16 protein-coding genes are annotated in these 21,651 nt (G+C 69.7%); 13 read left to right on the top strand and 3 right to left on the bottom strand.

What is annotated here, in order from left to right; all coding sequences use genetic code 11:
- Positions 1-1,064: 1,064 nt before the first annotated feature.
- Positions 1,065-3,317, top strand: a complete 2,253-nt coding sequence (locus tag ABZ098_RS40925) for a right-handed parallel beta-helix repeat-containing protein (protein WP_356599414.1) — start codon at positions 1,065-1,067, stop codon at positions 3,315-3,317.
- Between the two features lie 83 nt (positions 3,318-3,400).
- On the opposite strand, the gene ABZ098_RS40920 is transcribed toward ABZ098_RS40925, so the two are convergent.
- Positions 3,401-4,057 (bottom strand): SGNH/GDSL hydrolase family protein, encoded by a 657-nt coding sequence (locus ABZ098_RS40920; protein ID WP_356599412.1) that lies wholly within the window; start codon positions 4,055-4,057, stop codon positions 3,401-3,403.
- 126 nt (positions 4,058-4,183) lie between these two features.
- On the opposite strand from ABZ098_RS40920, the gene ABZ098_RS40915 reads away from it, so the two are divergent.
- Positions 4,184-4,894, top strand: coding sequence for a cupin domain-containing protein (locus ABZ098_RS40915; protein WP_356599410.1), 711 nt, complete (start codon positions 4,184-4,186; stop codon positions 4,892-4,894).
- Between the two features lie 181 nt (positions 4,895-5,075).
- Here ABZ098_RS40915 and ABZ098_RS40910 read toward each other — a convergent pair whose 3' ends face one another.
- Positions 5,076-6,086: a LacI family DNA-binding transcriptional regulator gene (locus ABZ098_RS40910; RefSeq protein ID WP_356599408.1), complete on the bottom strand. Its 1,011-nt coding sequence runs from the start codon at positions 6,084-6,086 to the stop codon at positions 5,076-5,078.
- Between the two features lie 187 nt (positions 6,087-6,273).
- On the opposite strand from ABZ098_RS40910, the gene ABZ098_RS40905 reads away from it, so the two are divergent.
- The 6 genes from ABZ098_RS40905 to ABZ098_RS40880 all read left to right on the top strand — a co-directional run bounded on the left by ABZ098_RS40905 (position 6,274) and on the right by ABZ098_RS40880 (position 12,820).
- Positions 6,274-7,194, top strand: a complete 921-nt coding sequence (locus tag ABZ098_RS40905) for a sugar ABC transporter permease (protein WP_356599406.1) — start codon at positions 6,274-6,276, stop codon at positions 7,192-7,194.
- Positions 7,187-8,101 carry a carbohydrate ABC transporter permease gene (locus tag ABZ098_RS40900; protein WP_356599404.1) on the top strand — a complete coding sequence of 305 codons (915 nt, stop codon included), beginning with the start codon at positions 7,187-7,189 and terminating at the stop codon, positions 8,099-8,101. Before ABZ098_RS40905 ends, ABZ098_RS40900 begins: the two co-directional genes overlap by 8 nt.
- A 101-nt stretch (positions 8,102-8,202) precedes the next feature.
- On the top strand, positions 8,203-9,507 hold the full coding sequence (locus ABZ098_RS40895) for a sugar ABC transporter substrate-binding protein (RefSeq protein ID WP_356599402.1): 1,305 nt from the start codon (positions 8,203-8,205) through the stop codon (positions 9,505-9,507).
- Positions 9,508-9,597: 90 nt separating this feature from the next.
- The gene (locus ABZ098_RS40890) at positions 9,598-10,713 is read left to right on the top strand and encodes a Gfo/Idh/MocA family oxidoreductase (protein WP_356599400.1); all 1,116 of its coding nucleotides are present in this window, start codon (positions 9,598-9,600) and stop codon (positions 10,711-10,713) included.
- On the top strand, positions 10,710-11,648 hold the full coding sequence (locus ABZ098_RS40885) for a PmoA family protein (protein WP_356599398.1): 939 nt from the start codon (positions 10,710-10,712) through the stop codon (positions 11,646-11,648). The genes ABZ098_RS40890 and ABZ098_RS40885 overlap by 4 nt, the downstream gene beginning before the upstream one ends.
- Positions 11,649-11,968: 320 nt before the next feature.
- Positions 11,969-12,820 carry a DUF732 domain-containing protein gene (locus tag ABZ098_RS40880; protein ID WP_356599396.1) on the top strand — a complete coding sequence of 284 codons (852 nt, stop codon included), beginning with the start codon at positions 11,969-11,971 and terminating at the stop codon, positions 12,818-12,820.
- 85 nt (positions 12,821-12,905) lie between these two features.
- On the opposite strand, the gene ABZ098_RS40875 is transcribed toward ABZ098_RS40880, so the two are convergent.
- Complete coding sequence (locus ABZ098_RS40875; RefSeq protein WP_356599394.1) at positions 12,906-15,092, bottom strand: RICIN domain-containing protein; 2,187 nt, start codon at positions 15,090-15,092, stop codon at positions 12,906-12,908.
- A 208-nt stretch (positions 15,093-15,300) separates the two neighbouring features.
- On the opposite strand from ABZ098_RS40875, the gene ABZ098_RS40870 reads away from it, so the two are divergent.
- From ABZ098_RS40870 to ABZ098_RS40850, 5 genes are all read left to right on the top strand, one after another.
- Positions 15,301-15,561, top strand: coding sequence for a hypothetical protein (locus ABZ098_RS40870; RefSeq protein ID WP_356599392.1), 261 nt, complete (start codon positions 15,301-15,303; stop codon positions 15,559-15,561).
- Positions 15,562-15,694: 133 nt separating this feature from the next.
- A complete protein-coding gene (locus ABZ098_RS40865; RefSeq protein WP_356599390.1) occupies positions 15,695-16,774 on the top strand; it encodes a YihY/virulence factor BrkB family protein in 1,080 nt (359 codons plus the stop codon).
- Positions 16,775-16,830: 56 nt separating this feature from the next.
- Positions 16,831-17,379 (top strand): phosphatase PAP2 family protein, encoded by a 549-nt coding sequence (locus ABZ098_RS40860; RefSeq protein WP_356599388.1) that lies wholly within the window; start codon positions 16,831-16,833, stop codon positions 17,377-17,379.
- A gap of 337 nt (positions 17,380-17,716) precedes the next feature.
- Positions 17,717-20,620, top strand: a complete 2,904-nt coding sequence (locus ABZ098_RS40855) for an aminotransferase (RefSeq protein ID WP_356599386.1) — start codon at positions 17,717-17,719, stop codon at positions 20,618-20,620.
- Entirely contained in the window at positions 20,617-21,636 is a 1,020-nt protein-coding gene (locus ABZ098_RS40850; RefSeq protein ID WP_356599384.1) for a LacI family DNA-binding transcriptional regulator, read from the top strand. The genes ABZ098_RS40855 and ABZ098_RS40850 overlap by 4 nt, the downstream gene beginning before the upstream one ends.
- Positions 21,637-21,651 lie beyond the last annotated feature (15 nt).

The raw sequence follows: 21,651 nt of genomic DNA, 5'->3' as shown, positions 1-21,651 counted from the left end.
TCCTCCGCCTTGCAGCTGCACGCACCAGACCCCGCTCGGCTCGGCCGAAACGCACCGCACCTCACGGCCGACCTGATCCAAACGACAGGGCCTAGCCCCGAAGGAGAGCTGCCGCTTCGGGCGTCCCGTTGAGCAGGACGGCAGGGCTAACGACAGCACGCTGCCTGGCCGGAGCCCCGCCGGGCCACCGCGTGTTTGCCTGGCCGAGTCCGCCTCGTGCCACCGTGTGCCTGTCTGGCCGAGTCCGCCTCGTGCCACCGTGTGCCTGCCTGCCTGCCTGCCTGCCTGCCTGCCTGCCTGCCTGGCCGAGCCCGCCTCGTGCCACCGCGTCTCTGCCTGGCCGAGCCCCGCCATGCCACCCCACCAGGACAGACCTCGGCGCTGGGCCTCCTGGCACTCGTTCTCGCGGTCATGTGCGTGGCGCCGAACGGATCCCGTCGACCTGCCGTCGTCTTCCGTGAGCGGTCCCTCTCCTCGCCGCCGGTTCACCTGGCTGAAACCTTGACGCACACCATCCGCCCTGGGCACACTGCGCGGAATACGATTTCCCAGCGTGTCTCGAGGGCAGGCATGAGGACTTCCACCGATCTCCAGCCGTCCCCCGGCGGCACCGACAACGCGCAACACGACCACGTCAACACGGCCGCACGTGGCCTTCGACCGCGCACGCATGCGGGTCTTTCTTCCTCGTCCTCGTCCCGCCCGCGTACCCACACGGCGCTCGCGGTCGAGAGCCCCCCGCACCCCAGGGAAGGCGCGGTGACACAGAAAACACGTCGGCGCGAAGTGCCCGACGCGTCGACGCCGACGGTCGCCGGCAACCGTGCGCGCCGAGCTCTCCTCCGGGAGCGGCCGCAGAGCCGGGCCCTCAACAGCACTTGTCCGACCGAATCCGTATACGGGCCGTCGCCCACCCCGTGGCGCACCCGTCGCGCGGCCCCCGACCGCACACGCCCCGAGCCGTTACGCGATGCCGCAGCCGCACGCGTCACCACAGGAGTCCGTTCCGCACCACCCCGAACGACAAGAACAAGAAGAGGACCATGACCGTCTACCGAAGACTCATGTCAAAGGCGACAGTCGCCGCACTGTGTGCGCCGGCGGTCGTGCTCGCATCGCTCGTTCTCATCCCCGCGCAGGAGGCCTACGCCGCGGGCACGACCTACTACGTGAGCACGAGCGGCAGCGACAGCAACGCCGGTACCAGCACCACCGCGCCCTGGCGCTCCCTGAGCAAGGTGAACTCCACGACCTTCCAGCCCGGCGACACCATCCGCTTCGAGGCCGGGGACAGTTGGACCGGACAACTGTGGCCGAAGGGCTCCGGCGCCGACGGCTCCCCGATCTCCATCGACAGCTACGGAACGGGTGCCAAGCCGAAGATCGCCGGACAGGGCACCGTCGGTGACGCGGTGCGGCTGAACAACCAGCAGTACTGGGAAATCCGCCACCTCGACGTGTCGAACGCGGTACCCACGGGGACGAGCGACGGTTCGAAACTCGGCGACTTCCGCGGCATCGGCGTGCACGGTGACAACGGCCAGACCCTGCACCACTTCGTGATCGACTCGGTGGACGTGCACGACGTCACCGGTGAGGTCAAGTGGGTCGGCGGCAGCACCGCCGACAACAAGCCGGGCATCACCTTCCAGCAGGGCTGGGACCGCTCCAAGGACACCGGCGGCATCGCCTTCCTCACCGGCGTCCAGGACATCACTGCGCCCGGCGCCCCCACGGTCCTCGACGGCATCACCGTGGAGAACTCCACCATCAAGAACACCTCGTTCAGCGGGATCGTCACGAAGCAGTACGCCGGTGACGCGCCCGGTGCCGTCTTCACCGGCTGGGGCAAGCGAGCCACTGCCACCGACTCGCGGTTCACGCCGTACACCAACGTCACGTTCCGCGGCAACTACATCACGCAGGCGAACACGCCCTTCGGCTGCAACGGCATCTACCTCACCGGCACCCGGGGCGGACTCGTCGAGGGCAACGTGATCGACCGGGTCGGCGTCTCCGGCGTCGAGACCAACATGGCCGACAGCGTCACCGTCCAGCACAACGAGATCATGGGCACCCACCTCTCGTCGGGCGGCGCCGACCAGAACGCCCTGGATCCCGACATCGGCACCACCAACCAGCTGTTCCAGTACAACTACCTGCACGACAACGGCGACGGCGTCCTGCTCTGCGCATGCAACTCCAGCGTCCAGTTCGGCAGCGTGGTGCTCCGCTACAACGTCATCACCGGCAGCACGCGGTGGAACCTCCACTTGTCGCAGACGGGCGGCACGGTGGCGAACATCTACAACAACACCTTCGCCAACACCAGTTCGACGAACATGGTGACCGGCGGCGTCTCCGGCAAGGCCACGCTGACCAACAACCTGTTCGTCTCCGGGCAGTCCGCGCCCACGTTCGTACAAAAGTCGACCATCATCTACAACAAGAACGGCTACTCGGACAACCTGACGACCGTGCCCACGTCGGACGCGAACGCCGTGGTCGGCGCTCCGATGTTCGTCAACTCTTCCGTCACGGGGCCCTACGGCGACGAGAACGGCCCGAGGCTCGGCACGGCGGCGAACTTCGCGCTCCAGTCGGGATCGGTGTTCGTCGACGCCGGAGCCACGGTCACCGGCAACGGAGGCCTCGACAACGCCGGGTCTCCTGTGCCGATCGGGAACGGCCCGGAGATCGGCGCCCTCGAACGCGGCGCGCCCAACATCGCCTTCTCGGACACCTTCGACAACCTGGCCACCGGCACGCTCGCCGACGGGACCAACGGCTGGCGGGTCACCTCGACCAACAACGACATCTCCGTCGTGGACACCCCGTCCGCCACCGACAAGAGCGTCCGGCTGACCCGCACCGTCGACGGCGGCGGCACCGACGGCACCAACCTTGCCCGGCTGTTCAGCACCCCGATGCAGGGCCTGGTGACCATCGACGCACAGGTGATGCGCAACGACTCGCAGGCCGGCTGGTTCGGACTGCCCTACGTGTACAACGCCAGCGGTGTCCAAGCCGTCAGCGTCGCGTTCGCCCGCGGCCAGATCCACGCGTACCAGGGAACCACCGACACGGTGGTCGGTACGTACACCAACGGCAAGTGGTACCGGGTCACGCTCACCGTGGACACCGTCAACCAGCGCTTCGACCTGGACGTCGACGGCCACCGTGTGCTGACCGATGCCGCGTTCCGCACCTCGATGCCGGGGATCGCGAAGATCGCGTGGTACTCGAACGGGGGCGAGCGCGGAGCGGTGAACGTGGACGACGTCCGGATCTCGCGGGGCACCGGATTCGGCCAGTGACAGATCCCGTCCGCTGACATTCGCGTATGAAAATCAGCTCTGCCGGATCTCGGTCGATCCGGCAGAGCTGATTTCCGTGCTGCTCAGTGCGGTGAAATCTGTCGCATCACTGTGCTGACCACCGGCACATAGAACGTGGTGATGCCAGCCAGATTGGGATGCGTTCCCGACCCGTCCGTGCCGGGGAATCCGTTCACGAGGTCGTCGAATGTGTATGTCGCTCTCTGGGCGTCATCACGTGTGTCGAACGTGGTGTCCCCGAAAACATCGGCGACGGCGACATCCTCCTTCCGGCAGGTCCGCAACGTCACCTCGCGCAATGCCATCTGTGTGTCCCAGTCCCGCGAACCGAGTTTGTGGGCGGAGATGTACACGATGGAGGCGGTCGGCCACCTCTGCTTCATCACGCTGAGCGTCCTCTCCAACTCATCCGCGTAAATGCCCACGTCATAGGCTCGATCTCTGAAGATCGACTGGGCGTCGTTGGTGCCGCCGTCGAAGATGACGAAGTCGGGCGCGACGCCGGTCGCCCCTTCGACCTGTGCGAGTATCTGCCCGCCGGAAGCGTGTGGGTCGGCGCCGATCGTGGCACCGTTACGCGCGAACTTCGTGAGAATCATCCCTTCCTGTTCGGCAACGAAGTCAGCGAAACTTCTCGGATACGCATGCCCGTGCACAATACTGTCGCCGAAGGCGTAGACGCTCTTGCCCTTCAACCTGCCGGCCAACCCATCGGTCACATCAATCTCCTGACGGCTGCGGTGATTTATGGATCGATTTAATCAGGACATTGACCTGTTCGACCAGAAGACATATCTTACACAACTAGTAAGCGCTTACTATGGCGAAACGGAGTACTTCAGTTCATGAGTGCAAACAACACGGGGCTGCCTGGAGGCGTCGCCGTCTCACATCTCTCGGTGTACGACTGGCCGGCCGCCGACGGAGCGTGCGGCGGCACCCCCCACATGCACCTGGCCTGCTCGGAGGCTTACGTCGTCACCGGCGGGCGCGGGACCGTGCAGACGCTGACCGCGTCCGGGTACGAGGAGACTCCGCTCCAGGCGGGAACCGTCGCCTGGTTCACGCCGGGCACCATTCACCGGCTGGTCAACGAAGGTGATCTGCGGATCACCGTACTGATGCAGAACAGCGGGCTGCCGGAGGCGGGGGACGCCGTCCTCACGCTCCCTCCGGAGTACCTGACCGATCCCGAGACGTACGCGCGCGCCACCGCCATCCCCGCCGACGCGCCCGAGGCGGAGCAGGAGCGTGTCGCCCGGGCGCGGCGGGACCTGGCCCTGGAGGGCTACCGGGCACTGTGCGCGGCCGAGGGACCGCAGGCCCTGGCCGAGTTCCACCGGGCCGCCGCCGCGCTCGTACGGCCGCGCATCGCCGAGTGGCGCGAGCGGTGGCGACAGGGCGCCGAGGCCTCCGCGGCGGCCACCGGGGTGCAGCTCGACTCGCTGGAGCGGGGGGAGTTCCCGCACCTCGCCGATGCCGTCGTACGGTCCGAACTACCCGCTGCCCACGGGAAGTTCGGGATGTGCGGACGGCTCGACGTCTACGGGAACTGATGTGACGCGCGGCCGGTGACGCGCGGCCGCGCCCGCACGACCCGAGCAGGCGCGTGCCGTGCGGGTCGACCTGTCGATGCCGGGCCCGGGAGCGCGATCAGGCGCAGGCGGCGACGGGTCCGTCCCGGGTCGGCGCATGCCCCGACGGCAGGGCCCCGGCGGTCACCGACGCGGGCGGCGCCTAGGAGGACGGCTCAGCCGTGGATTCCCGCCAGATGACCCGGAACATCGGTTCCGTGTTCGTCTCGGGCACGGTGTCGAGTAAACCCGCGATGAGCTTGGCCATGGCCTCTCGGCCGAGGCGTTCGAAGTCCACGTCGACGGTGGTCAGGGAGGGGGTCATGAACTGACCGAGAGCGTCGTTGTCCCAGCCGGTCACGCTGACGTCCCCCGGCACGTCCCAGCCGCGCTCCGCGGCGCCCCGGATGACGCCGGTGGCGACGAGGTCGTTGGCCGCTATCACCGCGGTCGGGCGGGCGCGGCTCGGAAGCGACCTGATCGCCTCGGTGCCGGACTCGCCGGACCAGTCGCCGTCGAAGACTCCGACGGACTCCAGCCCGAGGCGTTCGACCGTGTCGAGGTAACTCTGCTTGCGGGCCCTCGCCGAAGCGAACTGCGCGTCGCCCGCCACGTGCAGGAACCGCGAGTGCCCGAGCTCCGCCAAGTGCTCGATCATCCGCACGATCGGCGTGGCGTCGGCCAGTTGACCGATGACGCGCATCTCGTCGTCGAAGTCGGCCGAGATCACCACGGTCGTCCTCTGATGCAGCTTGTTCTCCACCGAGGGGAGGACCGGGGCGAGCGACAGGATGCCCTCGAACTGCCCCGAGTCGGCGAGTTCCAGCAGGCGCTCACTCCTCGCCCGTATGCCGCCCCCCGCGCTCACGACGTCCACGAAGTAGCCCGCGGCCTGTGCCTGCGCGGTGGCCCCCGCCAGCATGCGCGAGGGGTTGAACGCCATGGCGGGCATGAGGATCGCCAGCCGGCCGGTCTTCCGTGTCCGCATGGACCGTGCCACCAGGTTGGGGCGGTAGTCCAGTTCCCTGATCGCCTTCTCGACGCGTTCCAGGGTCGTCGGCTTCAGTCCGCCGTTGAACCGCAGATACCGCGACACCGTCTGGGGAGACACCCCGGCCAGCCGCGCCACATCGGTGATCGTCGGCCGTCGTTGCGCCGTGTCAGCGCCGTCCATCCGCTTCTCCCACCCATCCGCCAACGTTCGGTGAAGTCAGAGACTACACACCCTTGACGCAAAAAGTGATCGTTCACTATGGTCCTGGCATCCCCACAGAGTGAACGATCACTTTTCGGGTGACGCGGGGCCCGGGACGGGCCCGCACCACTGTGTTTCCGATGCCGCCGCTCAAGGGAGCAGTGCCGTGAGCTCCATCAACGAACTACGCCGGCTGCGCGGGTCCCAACGGGGCGCGCGTCAGCAGAACAAGGCGGCGTTCTTCTTCCTCCTGCCGTGGTTCCTCGGGCTGTTCGGGATCACTCTCGGCCCGATGCTGGCCTCGCTCTACCTCAGCTTCACCAAGTACAACCTGCTCCAGCCGCCGCAGTTCAGCGGGCTCGACAACTGGACCCGGATGCTCCACGACGAGCGGCTGCACCAGTCGCTCAAGGTGACCTTCACCTACGTCCTGGTCTCCGTCCCGCTGCAACTGGCGCTGGCCCTGGGGCTCGCCCTGCTGCTGGACAGGGGAGTGCGGGGTCTGGCGTTCTACCGCTCCGTCTTCTACCTGCCGTCACTGATCGGCGGCAGCGTGGCGATCGCGGTGCTGTGGCGCACGCTCTTCGGGACGACCGGCCTGGTGAACAAGGGGCTCGGGGTGTTCGGCCTCCATGGGCAGGGCTGGATCTCGGAACCCTCGACCGCGCTGTCGACCCTCATCGTCCTGAACGTATGGACGTTCGGCTCACCCATGGTGATCTTCCTGGCCGGTCTGCGTCAGATCCCGACCTCCTTCTACGAGGCGGCCTCCGTCGACGGCGCGTCGCGCTGGCGCCAGTTCCGCAGCATCACGATCCCGCTGCTGACACCGATCATCTTCTTCAACCTGGTGCTGCAGATCATCCACGCCTTCCAGACGTTCACCCAGGCCTTCGTGGTCTCGGGCGGCACCGGAGGCCCCGCCGACTCCACGCTCTTCTACTCGCTCTACCTCTACCAGCGCGGCTTCGGACACTTCGACATGGGTTACGCGTCCGCGCTCGCGTGGGTCCTGCTGCTCATCGTCGCGCTCTTCACCGCCGTCAACTTCTGGGCCTCAAAGTACTGGGTGTTTTACGATGACTGACCGCGCCGTAGCCGTACCCCCCTCGCCCCCCGTCGCCCCCTCGCCCCCCGCCGTCCGGTCACCCACGGCGAGCCGCGCCCAGCGCAGGATCCGCCCCCTCCTCAAGCACCTCCTGCTCGCCGGCTGTGCCCTGCTGATGCTGTACCCCGTCCTGTGGATGGTCGTCAGCTCCGTGCGCCCCAACAGCGAGATCTTCCGCAACGCCGGCCTCGCCCTGACGCACCTGCGGGTGGAGAACTACAGCAACGGCTGGAACGCCTTCTCCCAACCGTTCAGCCACTTCCTGATCAACTCGCTGATCGTCGTGACCGGCGCGATCCTCGGCAACCTCTTCGCCTGCTCCCTGGCCGCCTACGCGTTCGCCAGGCTGGAGTTCCGGGCCAAGCGCCTGTGGTTCGCCATCATGCTCGTCACGATCATGCTGCCGGTCCACGTGATCATCGTTCCGCAGTACGTCCTGTTCTCGCAGCTCGGCTGGGTCAACACCTTCCTGCCGCTGATCGTGCCGAAGTTCCTGGCGACCGACGCCTTCTTCATCTTCCTGATGGTGCAGTTCATCCGCGGCATCCCGCGGGAGATCGACGAGGCCGCACGGATCGACGGCGCGGGCCACCCGCGGATCTTCTTCCACGTCATCCTGCCGCTGATGGTCCCCGCGCTGGCGACCACCGCGATCTTCACCTTCATCTGGACCTGGAACGACTTCTACACCCAGCTCATCTACCTCACGGACCCGGACAAGTACACGACCCCCCTCGCGCTGCGGGCCTTCGTCGACCAGCAGAGCGCGACGGACTGGGGTTCGGTGTTCGCCATGAGCGTGGTGTCGCTCGCACCCGTCTTCCTCGTCTTCCTCGCCGGACAGCGCTTCCTGCTGCGAGGCATCGCGACCACCGGCGGCAAGTAACCCGGGGGCCACTGCCGGACATGCGGGGGCGACCGGGCCACGGCCGCCCGGAAGCACCGCAGCCATCCCTCTCACCCACACTCCACGCACAGGAGAAGCACATGGAAGCCAGCCCCTTCAGACGCGTCGCGATCGGAGCGGTCGCCTCTCTCTCGCTCGTACTGACCGCCTGCTCCGGCACCGGCAGCGACTCCCCGGCCAAGCTCAGTGACAAGCCGGTCACCCTCCGCCTCACCTACTGGGGAGCGGACGCCCGCGCCAAGCTCACCGACGAAGCCATCGCGGCGTTCGAGAAGAAGTACCCGAAGATCAAGGTCAAGGGCCAGTACAAGGACTGGAACGGCTACTGGGACGCGCTCGCCACCTCGACCGCGGCCAAGGACTCGCCCGACGTCGTCCAGATGGACGAGCTCTACCTCTCGTCGTACGCGGACCGCGGAGCGCTGTACGACCTCGGCAAGGCGAAGAAGTTCGTCGACACCTCGCAGTTCGACGCCAAGGCCCTCGCCACGGGACAGGTCGACGGTACGCAGTACGCGCTTCCCGTCGGTATCGGCGTGATGTCCGTCGTCGTGAACACCGACCTGTTCAAGAAGTACGGCGTGGCCCTCCCCGACGACAAGACGTGGACCTGGGACGACTACGCCAAGGTCGCCAAGGAGCTGACGGACAAGAGCGGCGGCAAGATCCACGGCACGTCCAGCGCACCGGGCTTCGACGCCGGCAGCGTCAAGTACTGGGCCCGTCAGCAGGGCGGCAACCTCTTCGGCAAGGACGGCAACGTCTCGCTCAAGCCGACGGCGCTCGCCGACATGTGGAAGTACGGCCAGAAGCTGATCTCCTCCGGGGCCAGCGTCAAGGCCTCGACGCTGGTCGAGGACCTGACCGCCGGTATCACCGCGGGCAGCTTCGCCACCGGCAAGACAGCCATGATCGGGGCCTACAACACGCAGATCACCGCGTTGCAGCAGGCGACGGGCGCGCATCTGAAGTTGCTGCAGGTGCCCCACGTCGGCACCACGAAGGCGAACTTCCTCAAGCCCTCCATGTACTGGGCCGTCTCGAGCCAGAGCAAGCACCCGGCCGAGGCTGCCGAGTTCGTCAACTTCCTGCTCAACGACCAGACGGCCGCCGACATCCTGAAGACGGAGCGCGGGACCCCCGCGAACAGCAAGATGCTCCAGCACCTCCAGGCCGGTCTGACCGGGCCCGACAAGGAGGCGGTCGACTACCTGAACACGGTGACACCGGGTGAGTCGCCGGTCGTGACCCCCAACGGCGGCAGCGGGATCGAGCCGGAGCTGCAGCGCTACAGCCAGGAGGTCTACTTCGGGAAGACCTCGCCGGAAGCCGCCGCGAAGGCCTTCATCAAGGAACTCCAGGGCGAGATCGACGCGGCCAAGTGACCTCTTCCCCGGGGGCCGCCGCCCTCCCCACGGCCCCCGGGAAGAGCCCCCGCGAAGAGCGGGTCGGAAACCAAGAGAGAGAAACCACCCATGCCCAGCTCCCGGCCGCAGTACCGCGTGGCCATCATCGGCACCGGCGGCATTGCCCACGCCCACGCCGAAGCTCTCGCCGAACTCCGCGAACGCGCCCAGCTGGTCGCCGTGGCCGATGTCGACCGGACACGCGCCACCGAGTTCGCCGACCGATACGCCGTGCCGAACGTCTTCGACGACCCCGAGGCCCTCCTGGCGAGCGAGAACCTCGACCTCGTGCACATCTGCACGCCACCCCAGACGCACGCACCCCTGTCCTCCATGGCGATGCGGGCCGGTGTCACCGCCCTGGTGGAGAAGCCGACGGCGCTGAGCCTGCGCGAGACCGACGAACTGGCCGCCGTGCAGGAGGAGACCGGCTCAAGGGTCCTGACCGTATTCCAGCACCGCTACGGAGCGGCGGCCGTGCGCCTGCGCGCACTCGTCCGGTCCGGCGCACTGGGCCGGCCGCTGGTCGCCACCTGCGAGACCCAGTGGTACCGGCCCGACGCGTACTTCGAGGTGCCGTGGCGGGGGCGCTGGGACATCGAGGGCGGCGGCCCCACCATGGGCCACGGCATCCACCAGTTCGACCTGATGCTGTCGGTCCTCGGCCCCTGGTCCCGGATCACCGCCCTCGCCGCGCGCCAGGCCCGGCCCACGGACACCGAGGACGTCTCCGTCGCCGCCGTCCGGTTCGACAACGGCGCCCTCGCCACGGTGGTCAACTCCCTGCTGTCCCCCCGGGAGACCTCACGCCTGCGCTTCGACTTCGAGTACGCCACGGTCGAACTGGAACACCTCTACGGCTACCGCGAGGAGCACTGGCGGTTCACCCCGGCCCCCGGTCACGAGGAGCTCGCGGAGCTCTGGACCCACGGCGACGCACCGGACATCACCAGCGGCCACCGGGTCCAGATCGAGGCCATCCTCGACGCGTGGGACGCCGGTCGGGAACCGGGGGTCTCCCTGCGGGACGCGCGGCGCACGCTGGAGTTCGCGGCGGCGACCTACGCCTCGGCCTTCCGCGGTGTCCCCGTCGCCGCCGGCGAGCTGACCGACGGTGACCCCTTCACGCTCAGCATGGACGGCGGCTCCGTGCCGTGGGAACAGATCAAGGAAACCCTCGTATGAACGCGCTGGAGATCAGACACGACCTCGACGCCTCGGTCACGGTCCGGGACGGCGACACCGAGCTGTTCCACTACGTGTACCGGCCGGACACCGTACAACTGGAATCGCCCAAGCCCTACCTGCACCCCCTGCGCACGCGCGCGGGCAAGGTCGTCAGCCTGTTCCGCCCCCACGACCACGTGTGGCACAAGGGCATCGCCTGGTCCCTGCCGCACGTCGGCGAGGAGAACTTCTGGGGCGGACCCACATACGTCCACGGCAGCTTCTACGTCCAGTTGGAGAACAACGGCACGCAGGCCCACCGGGAGGTCGTCACGCTCGACCGGTCCGACGGCACGGCGACGTTCGCTCACGACCTGGACTGGGTCACCCAGTCCGGCGCGCTGTTCTTCACCGAGCGCAGGACACTGCGGGCGAGCCTGATCTCCCCGGACGCCTGGGCGTTGACGTTCGAGACACGGATGACGAACGTCTCCGGATCGGACGTCGCCATGGGATCGCCGACCACCAAAGGGCGGGAGAACGCCGGCTACGGCGGCCTGTTCTGGCGCGGCCCGCGGTCGTTCACCGGCGGACAGTTCGTCACCGACCAGGGCCTGGGCGGCGACGAGGTGCGCGGGCGGCGTATGGAGTGGATGGCCTTCGCGGGCCGCCACGACGAGACGGACCTGGAGTCGCTGGTGCTCATGGTCGACGACACCGCCAACCCCAATCACCCGCCGCAGTGGTTCGCCCGCACGGAGGAGTTCGCCTGCCTGAACCCGGCACCGTTCTTCAGCGAGGAACTGACCGTCGAGGACGGCGAGACGGTGCGGTTCCGCTACGGCGTGGGCGTCGCCGACGCCGACGCGAGCGCGGCACCCGCCCTCGCGGACGCGGTGCGCGAAGTGCTCGCGCGGTCCACCGAGACCACCGCTGCCGCGCACCCCGCATGAGCACCGGGGAATGAGGGCCGAAGTGCCGGGGCGCACCCGGCACTTCGGCGTGATCCGCTGTGCGGCTCTCAGCGGCGGTCGCGCCTCACTGCGCCGAGGCGGGCTGCGGAGTCGGAGGTCGGGCTCTAGGATGATCACCCTTGGCCGAGGGGGCCGTGGGGGTCGTAGGTGACAGGGGGATGCCGGACATGACTGCGGCGGGGCCGAGACCTGACGAGACGGAACCGCCTCGTGCCTCCCCGAGCGCGACGAAGTCCGGGGGCAGATCCCGCGCTGGGGTCCGGCCGCGTTGGATCGTCGCGGCCGGGGCGGCTGTTGTCGTGCTGGTCGTCGGAGTGACCGCGATGGTCACCCGGGACACGGACGGTGCCAGGCCGCGATCGGAACCTGCTCCGGTCAAGACGTACGCGTCCCCGGCCGCTTCCGCGCCGAGCGACGGCCCGCCGTACGTGGCGGTTCCGCGGTTCAGCTCTCCTTCGGCCCGTGACACGGCGTTCGTGGGCGACGTCGCGCCCTTCTCCACGTGGCCGAGCGGCACCGAGTCCTACGGCGTCATGTCGTCCGCGCCCGGCGGCAGCGACATCTCGGACTTCCACGGGGCCGTCGTGGCGGACGCGAAGGCCGTCTGCGAGGCACTCACCGCCGGAACCGACATGAACGACGTGCCCGACACGGTGGGCCTGGCCCTGACCGACCCGATCGACCAGGCCGGGTTCATCGTGGAGGCGGTCACCTTCTACTGCCCCGCACGCATGGGCGCGGTGACCGACGGCGTCTACAGCAAGCCGGTACCGACCGAGCAGCGCGAGGACTGCCCCACGGCCCGCGCCCTGGAGGTGAAGGCCTCGATCGGGGAGGAGACGGGCGACGACCTGATTCACACGTCCTCGTACAGCGTGGAGGTCCACAACACCTCGTCGTACACCGTTCGCGCCCAGTTGCAACAGCGCTGGTTCGCCGACGGATTCGCGGATGACGGTGTCTGGGGGACCTTCGGCGACGTGACGGCCGATCCCGTCGTCACCATCGAGGCGGGAGAAAGCTTCACCTACGAGAGCGAGCAGAGCGGGATCTACCACTGGAAGCGGACGGACGTGCGTGTCCAGCCCGGGCAGTTCGTGTTCTTCGGATGCGGCTACCAGCCCGGCCCCGGCCCGGGGGACGCGATGTAGCGCAGGGCGGCCGGGCGCGCTCCTCGCGGGGGTGAGGGAGGCCGCCCCCCCCGGGTGAGGAGGGGCGGCCGTAGGGCGCGGAGTTCTACGGGTAGTTGGTCAGGTTCGCCACGTTGGTCGAGGAGTTGGACGGGCCGCCGGTGCCGTTGACGACGTGCCGGATGGTGCCAGTGCCGCCGAGGGAGACGGTCACCATGCTCTGGAATCGCACCCCGGCGGAGTTCGGCGCCTCGATGGCCCGTTCCGCGGCCACGCCCGGGTTCACGTTGAAGTAGCAGTAGCTGCCGAGGCCGTAGGCCTGGTGGCCGGTGACGGAGTCGGCGACCTTGTAGGCGGCGTAGCCCTGCGTGGAACCGTTCATCCAGGCCGCCTGGTTGGGCGGGTCGTAGGGCATCTCGTTCTGGTAGAAGTACGTGCGGCCGCCGTTGCCGTTCCAGACGGTCTGGTACTTCTGGTAGTGCTCGACGAACAGGCCGTACGCGGTGACGTTGTCGCCGTTGACGACGAGACCCGTGTCCGCGGTGTTGGTGGTCCAGCCGACCCCGCTGCCGTGGTCGGCGCGCCAGATCCACATGTGGTCGCCGATGACGTTGTCACTGTTGATCACGAGGCTGGTGGTCGCCTTGCCGACGCCCGCGCCGCCGACGCGGAAGTACACGTCGTGCAGGGAGGTGGGGTTCGCGGAGTGGGAGGCGGCGGAACCCGTGGGCCCGACCTCCATCAGGGTGGGCGAGTTGGTGGTGCCCGCGTCGAAGAGGACGCCCGCGACCTTCACGCCGTCGACGTCGGCCACCTTCATCGCGGTGACGCCGTTGTCCGGGACGAAAGTGGCGAGACCCAGGCCGAGGACGACGGTGTCGGCACGGTTCACCTGGAGGGTCTGGTTGAGGTGGTAGACCCCCGGGGTGACCAGGAGGTTCTTGCCCGCCGCCAGCGCCGCGTTGATGTCCGCGGCACTCGCGCCCGGCTTCACGACGTAGAAGGTGTCCAGGGAGAGGGAGCTGCCGGACGGGGTGCCGTTCGCCCAGCTGGTGCCCGTCGAGTTGGACCGCACCGACGGCACGAACACCTTGTAGGCGCCGTCGCCGTCGACGTACAGGAACGGCTTCTCCCGGCTGACCGGGGACTGCGCGACCGTGGTGTGGGGCGGGTTGGGGAAGGTGGTGCCGGGGACGCCCTGGCTGCCGACGAAGACCATGTTCCAGTTGGCGCCGGTCCAGCTGCCGAGCTGGGAGTTGCGGGTCAACCACTGTTGCTGCGAGCCGGAGTTGACCTGTCCGTCGACCTTCGTGTCGGCGAGCAGACCGCCGCTTGACCAGCCGTTGTCGTCCAGGGCGAGGTTGCCGCGCAGATGCATCCGGCGGTACGCCGCCGCCTGGGAGACCGCCCAACGGTCGCCGCCGCCGGTGGGGTTGACGGACAGGTTCTCGGCCCCGCGCCAGAAGTTCTGGGTCGCGTTGCCCTGGAACCAGTCGGCCTCGGCGTGCACCGCCCCGTTGATCGTGACCGCGTCCGGGGTCAGGCCCAGCCCCGCGACCTGGGTGTAGAAGCCGACGTTGGCGTCCGCGGTGTAGGAGCCGGGCTTGAACAGGACGGCGTAGCGCTGGGAGCCGAACTGGTTGGTCTCCTGCTGCTGGAAGATCGAGTTCAGCCTCGACTGGATGGTCGAGGACGACATCGACGGGTCGAAGACGACCACGTTGGGGCCGAGGTCGGGGTTCGTGGCGGACTGGGTCACGGGGACCACCTGGAAGCGCTGGGCCGCGCTGCCGTTGCACGTGTACTGCACGAACTGCACGCTGTCGGCGGTGGAGGCGCCCGGGTCGTCCAGGCACTTGCCGCTGTTGCGGTTGACGAAGTGGTAGGCGCCGCCGCCCTCGTGGACGGGCAGCCACTGCTGGTTGGCGCCGCCGCCGTAGGCCCACAGGTGCACGGGCGCGTTGTCGGCGGTGGAGACGTCGGCCACGTCCACGACGTGGGCGGTGTTGTTGCGGTTGTCGATGCGGACGTAGCCGTCGCTCGTGGCCGTGAAGCTCCACTGCTGGGCCGTGGTGCCGTTGCACGCGTACTGCTGGACGACGGTGCCGTTGGCGGTGGCGGCGGACCTGGCGTCCAGACACCGTCCACTTGCCGCGTTCATGACAGCAGAGAAGCCGGCGGGGAGCGCGGTGGCGGCGACGGCGGGGGTGGGGACGGAGGTCAGGGCGGAAGCGGCGGCCACCGTGACGAGGGTGGCGACGCCGGATCTGCGGAGGCGCGTAAGGGTGTGCATGCGCGGCCCTTCATGGGGGGTGGGGTGTCGCGGGGGTCTGGCTGACCCGTGAACCTAAAGGTATGGACCACTTACGTCAAGAGATGAAGTAAGGTTTGAGGGAAGGCGGTTGGGGCTGGAGGGGAAGCAGGAGTTTCCGGTCCGGGCGCTTGGACGGCCCGTGCGGGGAACCCGGCTCGATGTTGTCGGCCGGGAGGGAACCCGCGTTGTGATCGCCGTCGCCGTGTCGCTGCTGCCCGCCTTGGGGATGCTGCTGTACGCCATGGACCGCATCGAGGACCGGTTGTCGGCCAGGTCGTCGACGCCCCGTCATGCGAGGAGGCGTCATCTGCGGCTGGTCCGCGGCACCGCCCCCGCCCGTGCCGAGCGCGGTCCTGCCGAACGCTCCGGTACCGGGCCAAGCCCCGAACGCTCCACTGCCGGGCGCAGTCCCGCCGAACGCTCCGCGCGCCGCCTCGACGCGGCGTGACACCGCCGCGTGGCGGCCCCGATCCGCGGTCGCCGCACGGGGCGGGTGAACGGGGCGGGTGGGCGGATGCCCACCGCGTCGACGTCCCCCATGAGGGCCTGATTGGGCGGGTCTCCGGGGGTACCCGGCCGACATGAAGCTGCATTTGCCAGGACGAAAAGACCGCCACGGCAGCGACGAGGCTCCGGAGCGCGAGGTCCCGTCGTCGGAGGAGGTGGGCCCCGGGCCCGCCGTGGAGGAGCGTGCCCCGGACACGCCGACGCAACTGCCGAAGACGGCGTGGGGAGCGGTGCTGCGGGGCAGCATGCGGGAGTTCAAGGACGACGAACTGACCGACCGGGCCGCTGCGCTGACGTACTACGGCCTGTTGTCGCTCTTCCCGGCCATCCTGGTCCTGGTGTCGATGCTCGGCCTGACCGGCAAGTCCGCCACGGACACGGTGCTGAAGAACCTCAAGCAGTTCACGCCGGGTTCCGCCCGCGACATCATCACCGGGGCCGTCGAGCAGCTCCAGAACAAGGCCGGCGTCGGGTCGGTCATGGCGATCGTCGGCATCGTCCTGGCGGTGTGGTCGGCGTCCGGGTACGTGGCCGCGTTCATCCGGTCGGCCAACCGGGTCTACGACATGCCGGAGGGCCGCCCGATCTGGAAGATCCTTCCGGTACGGGTCGGCCTGACGGTCGTCCTGATGGTGCTCGCGGTCGTCAGCGCCCTGATCGTCGTGTTCACCGGCACCCTGGCCAACAAGGCGGGCTCGGCACTCGGCATCGGCGACACCGCCCTGACGGTGTGGGCGATCGCCAAGTGGCCCGTCCTGGTGGTCCTGGTCACGATCATGATCGCGCTCCTGTACTGGGGCACCCCGAACGCCCGCGTGAAGGGGTTCAGGTGGATCACCCCGGGCAGTTTCCTCGCCCTCCTCATCTGGCTGGTCGCCTCCGCCGGCTTCGCGTTCTACGTGGCCAACTTCGCCTCGTACAACAAGACCTACGGCACCATGGCCGGTGTCATCGTCTTCCTGGTCTGGTTGTGGATCAGCAACCTGGCGATCCTCCTGGGCCTGGAGTTCGACGCCGAGACCGTCCGGCAGCGGGCGATCGCCGGAGGGCTGCCGCCGGACAAGGAGCCCTACACGGAGCCGCGCGACACCAGGACGTGGGACGAGCAGGACCTGCGCAGGCTGGACGACTCGGGACCGGCGCACGGCGGGTGACGGACGGATCGGAATTCTGGCGGCTTATCTCGGGGAGCTTGGGACATTCGCAGGTCATGAGGTTGCTGACGGACTTGTGTGAGGTCGACGGGGCTCTGACACGGCGGGCGGCTTCCCGGATCCCGCCGGGCGTCGGCAAGGTGTTGTCGGCGGTGGAGGAGACGGCGGAGAGCTCCAAGCTGTGGTGCGGCGCGGCCGCCGTGATGGCGTGGAAGGGCGGGTGGCGGGGCCGACGTGCTGCGGCCGCCGGAATGGGGGCCCTGACGGTGGCCCAACTGGTGTCGAACGGCCTGTGCAAGCAACTGGCCGACCGCCCCAGGCCGCCCGCGGAGTGGATCCCGCACGACGAGGTGGCCGACCGCCCCGACTCGTCCTCGTTCCCCTCCGGGCACACGGCGGCCGCGGTCGCCTTCACCGCCGCCGTCGCGCCGACCTGGCCGGTCGCGGGCGCGCTGTGCGCGGTGCCGGCCGCCCTGGTCGCCGTGGAAAGGGTGCAGTCCGGCGCCCACTATCCCAGTGATGTCGCCGTCGGCGCCGCGATCGGCCTGGCCGGTGCCTGGCTCACACGTCGTGTCCCGGCGCTGTTCCTGCGCCACTGGCCGTAGGCGGTACGGAGAAAGAGGGCATCCGATGCGTCAGTGATGTCGCGCGTCGGCCCGCTCGAACGTGCTGAGCGGGCCGACGCCGTGTGCCGGCAGCCCCACACCGCGGGCACACACGGGACAAGCCACCGTGGGCCGCCGCCGCGGCTCCCCAGAGACCCAAGAGGCGGGTAACCCGTATCCCACGACGTAATCCCGGCGATCTGTGCCGCGTGAGGGCCGTGAGGACGAGGAGCACGTTGACCGGTGAGCCCGGTCCGGCCTACCGTCGTCGCCACACGTGTGCCGGAACGTTCCGGCAGGGAAGCGGCGGCACCTCGCCGCGGAAGCGGAGCGACCCATGGGCCTGCCGTCCACGGACTGGCTGGTGCGACCCGTCGCACCGATCGACGAAGCCACGGCGTCGGCCGAGCTGGCGGCCCGGTTCGGGGTGCGGGGCTCCGTGCGGGACCTGGGGAGCCAGCAGGACCGCAACTACCGGGTGCGCGCCGAGGCAGGGGAGTACGTCCTCAAGGTCGCCAACCCGGCCACCGGGACCGCCGAACTGCGGACCCAGTGCGACGCCGTGGAGCACCTGGCCCGTGCGCTGCCCGGCGTCCGGCTGCCCCGGGCGGTCCCCGGCACCGACGGTGACGTCGTGCAGCCCTTCCTCGCGGACGGAACCGAACTGGCCTGCCGGCTGCTGGACTTCGTGCCGGGTGAGCCGATCATGGACAGCCGCTACCTCGCCCCCGCGGTCGTCGCCCGCCTCGGCGAACTGTCCGGGCGGATCGCCGCGGCCCTCGCCGACTTCACCGCCCCCGACCCCGACCGCCTGCGTCCGTGGGACCTGCGCAACGCCCTCGAAGTGATCGAGGCCCTCGCCCCGCACTGGCCCGACCGGGACCGCGCCGACCGGGTGCTGAGCGCCGCCCGCACCGCGTACGCCCACGTGGAACCCCACGCGAAGTTTCTGCCGGTCCAGTTCGTGCACGGTGACATCACCGACAACAACGTCGTGTGCGAGACGGCCCGGGACGGCCGGCGGATGCCCGTCGGCGTGATCGACTTCGGGGATCTGGGCACCGGCTGGACCGTGGCGGAACTGGCGGTCACCTGCACGTCCGTCCTGCATCACCACGGCGCCGGCCCCGCCTCCGTCCTCCCCGCCGTCCGCGCCTTCGACGCCGTACGCCCGCTCTCGGACGGGGAGGCGGCCGCGCTGTGGCCGCTCATCGTGCTGCGGGCGGCCGTCATGGTGGTCAGCGGGCAGTACGACGTCCTCCAGGACCCGGGCAACGGCTACGCGTCCGCCGCCCTGGACCGGGAATGGGCCATGTTCGAGGCGGCCGTCTCCGTCCCGGCGGAGGTGATGACGGCCCAGGTGCGGGAGGCCCTCGGACGCCCCCTGCCCCGGGTCGCCGTCGAGCCCGCCCACCGCATGCTGCCGGACCTGCCCGACGACCTGCCGGTGCTCGACCTCTCGGCGCGGAGCGACGACCTGCACACGGGCCGCTGGCTGGAGGCGGACGCCGAAGCCGCCCTCGCCTCCGGCCGGCCGGCGGCCCGCACCCGGCACGGCGAGTTCCGCCTGACCAGGACCACGATCGACACCACGGCCGCCCCCGCGACCTGCGCCCTCGGAGTCGACCTGCACCTCGCCGACCCCCTGGAGGTGCGCGCGCCCTGGGCGGGCACGCTCACCCGGCACGCCGACGGCACGCTCGACCTGCGCGGCGAGGGGCCCGTCCTGTGGCTGTACGGCGTCGAAGGCCCGCCCGCATCCGGTCCGGTCGCCGCCGGACAGCGTCTCGGCACCGTCGCCGGGCGGGACGGCAGGCACACCCTCGGCCTCGGCCTGTCGACCCTCACCGACCGGCGTCCCCCTCGTTTCGCGACCCCCGACCTGGCCGCCGGCTGGCTGGCGGTGAGCCCGGATCCGACGCCACTGATCACCGGGCGGGCCCCCGTGGAGCCGTCCGCCGACCAGGACCTCCTCGACCGCCGCGACCGCGCCTTCGCCACCGTCCAGGAGCACTACTACGACGAGCCGCCCCGTATCGAACGCGGCTGGCGCCACCACCTCGTCGACGACCAGGGCCGCGGCTACCTCGACATGCTCAACAACGTGACCATCCTCGGCCACGGCCACCCCGCGCTCAGCGACGCCGTGCACCGGCAGTGGCGGCGCCTCAACACCAACTCCCGCTTCCACTACCGCTCGGTCGTGGAACTCTCCGAGCGGCTCACCGCGCTCCTGCCCACGGAACTGGACACCGTCTTCCTCGTCAACAGCGGCTCCGAGGCCGTGGACCTCGCCCTGCGCCTGGCCTGGGCGGCGACCGAGCGGCAGGACACGGTCGCGGTCGAGGAGGCGTACCACGGGTGGACGTACGCGAGCGACGCGGTCTCCACCTCGATCGCGGACAACCCGAACGCCCTTTCCTCGCGCCCGGGTTGGATCCACACGGTGGCCGCCCCCAACTCCTACCGCGGCCGCCACCGGGGCGCCGAGGCACGGCGGTACGGCTCCGAGGCCGCCGCGCGGATCACCGAACTCGCCGCGCAGGGCCGCCCGCCGGCCGCCTTCATCTGCGAGCCCTTCTACGGCAACGCGGGCGGCATCCCCCTCCCCGACGGCTACCTCCGCGAGGTCTACGAGGCGACACGCGCCGTCGGCGGACTGTGCATCGCGGACGAGGTGCAGGTCGGCTACGGGCGACTCGGCACCCACTTCTGGGGGTTCGAGCAGCAGGGTGTCGTGCCGGACATCGTCACTGTGGCCAAGGGGATGGGCAACGGGCATCCGCTGGGCGCTGTGATCACCCGACGCGAGATCGCCGACGCCTACCGCACCCAGGGGTACTTCTTCTCCTCGGCCGGGGGCAGTCCGGTCAGCAGCGTGGTCGGGCTGACCGTGCTGGACGCGCTGCGGGACGAACGGCTCCAGGACAACGCCCGGGAGACCGGAGGGTACTTGAAGCGGCGGCTGGAGGAGCTCGCCGCCCGGCACCCGCTGATCGGCGCGGTGCACGGCTCGGGGCTGTATCTGGGCGTCGAGTTCGTCCGGGACCGGGAGACCCTGGAGCCGGCCACCGAGGAGACCGCCGCGATCTGCGACCGGTTGCGCGAGCTCGGCGTGATCGTCCAGCCGACCTCGGACCGCCAGTGCGTGTTGAAGATCAAGCCGCCGCTGTGCCTGACCCGGCAGAGCGCCGACGTGTTCGTCACCGCCCTGGACGACGTGCTGACCCACGGCTGGTGAGGAGGGTGGCGGCCAGGAGTCCCCGTAAGCCGGCCGGATCGGGCGCGTCCGCCACCCTCGCCGACGTCGCCCGGGGAGCGGGCGTGTCCAAGACCACCGTGTCGGACGCGCTGCGGGGCCACGGCCGGGTCTCCGACGCGACCCGCCGGGCCGTCCTGGACACCGCCCGGCGCCTCGGATACACGCCCAACCGCAGCGCCCGCAGCCTGCGCACCTCCGTGACGGACACCGTCGCCCTGCACATCCCGGAGTTCCTCACCGGCGCCGAGTACTACATGTCGTTCGTGTTCGGCGTCGCCGAGCAGGCCGCGCGCGCCGGGCTGAACGTGACCCTGGTGTCCTCCGGCCGCCTCCCGCAGGCCGACGGGCTGATCCTGTGCGACCCGATGCCGGACAACCCGGTCGTGGCCGAGCTGATGGACGCGGGGCTCCCGGTCGTCACGGCCGAGCGCTACGGCGGCGAGGGCCGGCCGGCCGGGGTGGTCTGGTCCGACCACGAGACGGCACTGACGGAACTCCTCGACCACCTGCGGGCCAGGGGCGCCCGCGGGCCCGCGCTGATCGCCTCCGACACCACCGCCGACTGGGCCCTCACCCTCCAGCGCACCTACGCCCGCTGGTGCGCCGGGCACGGCGTCCGGCCGCTGCTGCGCAAAGCGCCGTTCGGCGCCCCACCCGAGGTGCTCCGGTCCGTCGTGGGGGAGTTGCTCGCCGAGGAGCCGGAGACCGACGCGATCGTGTGCGCGGCCGACGGGGCCGCGGCGGCCGTCCTGCCCGAGATCCGGTCGGCGGGCCGGGTCGTGGGCGAGGATCTGTTGCTGGCGTCCTGCGTGGACAGCCTGGCGATGCGGACCGCGGAGCCGCCGATCACGGCGATCGACCTGAGGCCCCGTCACATGGGCGCGGAATGCGTCCGGTTGCTCTGCGGGATCCTTGCCGGCGAAGCGCCGAGCGGCACCATCGGCACGGTGGCCATCGACATGGTCGTCCGGGCGTCCACGGGTTCGGGACGGTGAGGTTGGGCAGCGGGG

The organism is Streptomyces sp. NPDC006335 (assembly GCF_040612795.1).
Classification (GTDB): Bacteria; Actinomycetota; Actinomycetes; order Streptomycetales; family Streptomycetaceae; genus Streptomyces.
Note: the sequence above shows the minus strand (reverse complement) of the source record. Positions and strands in the feature narration are given on the sequence as shown.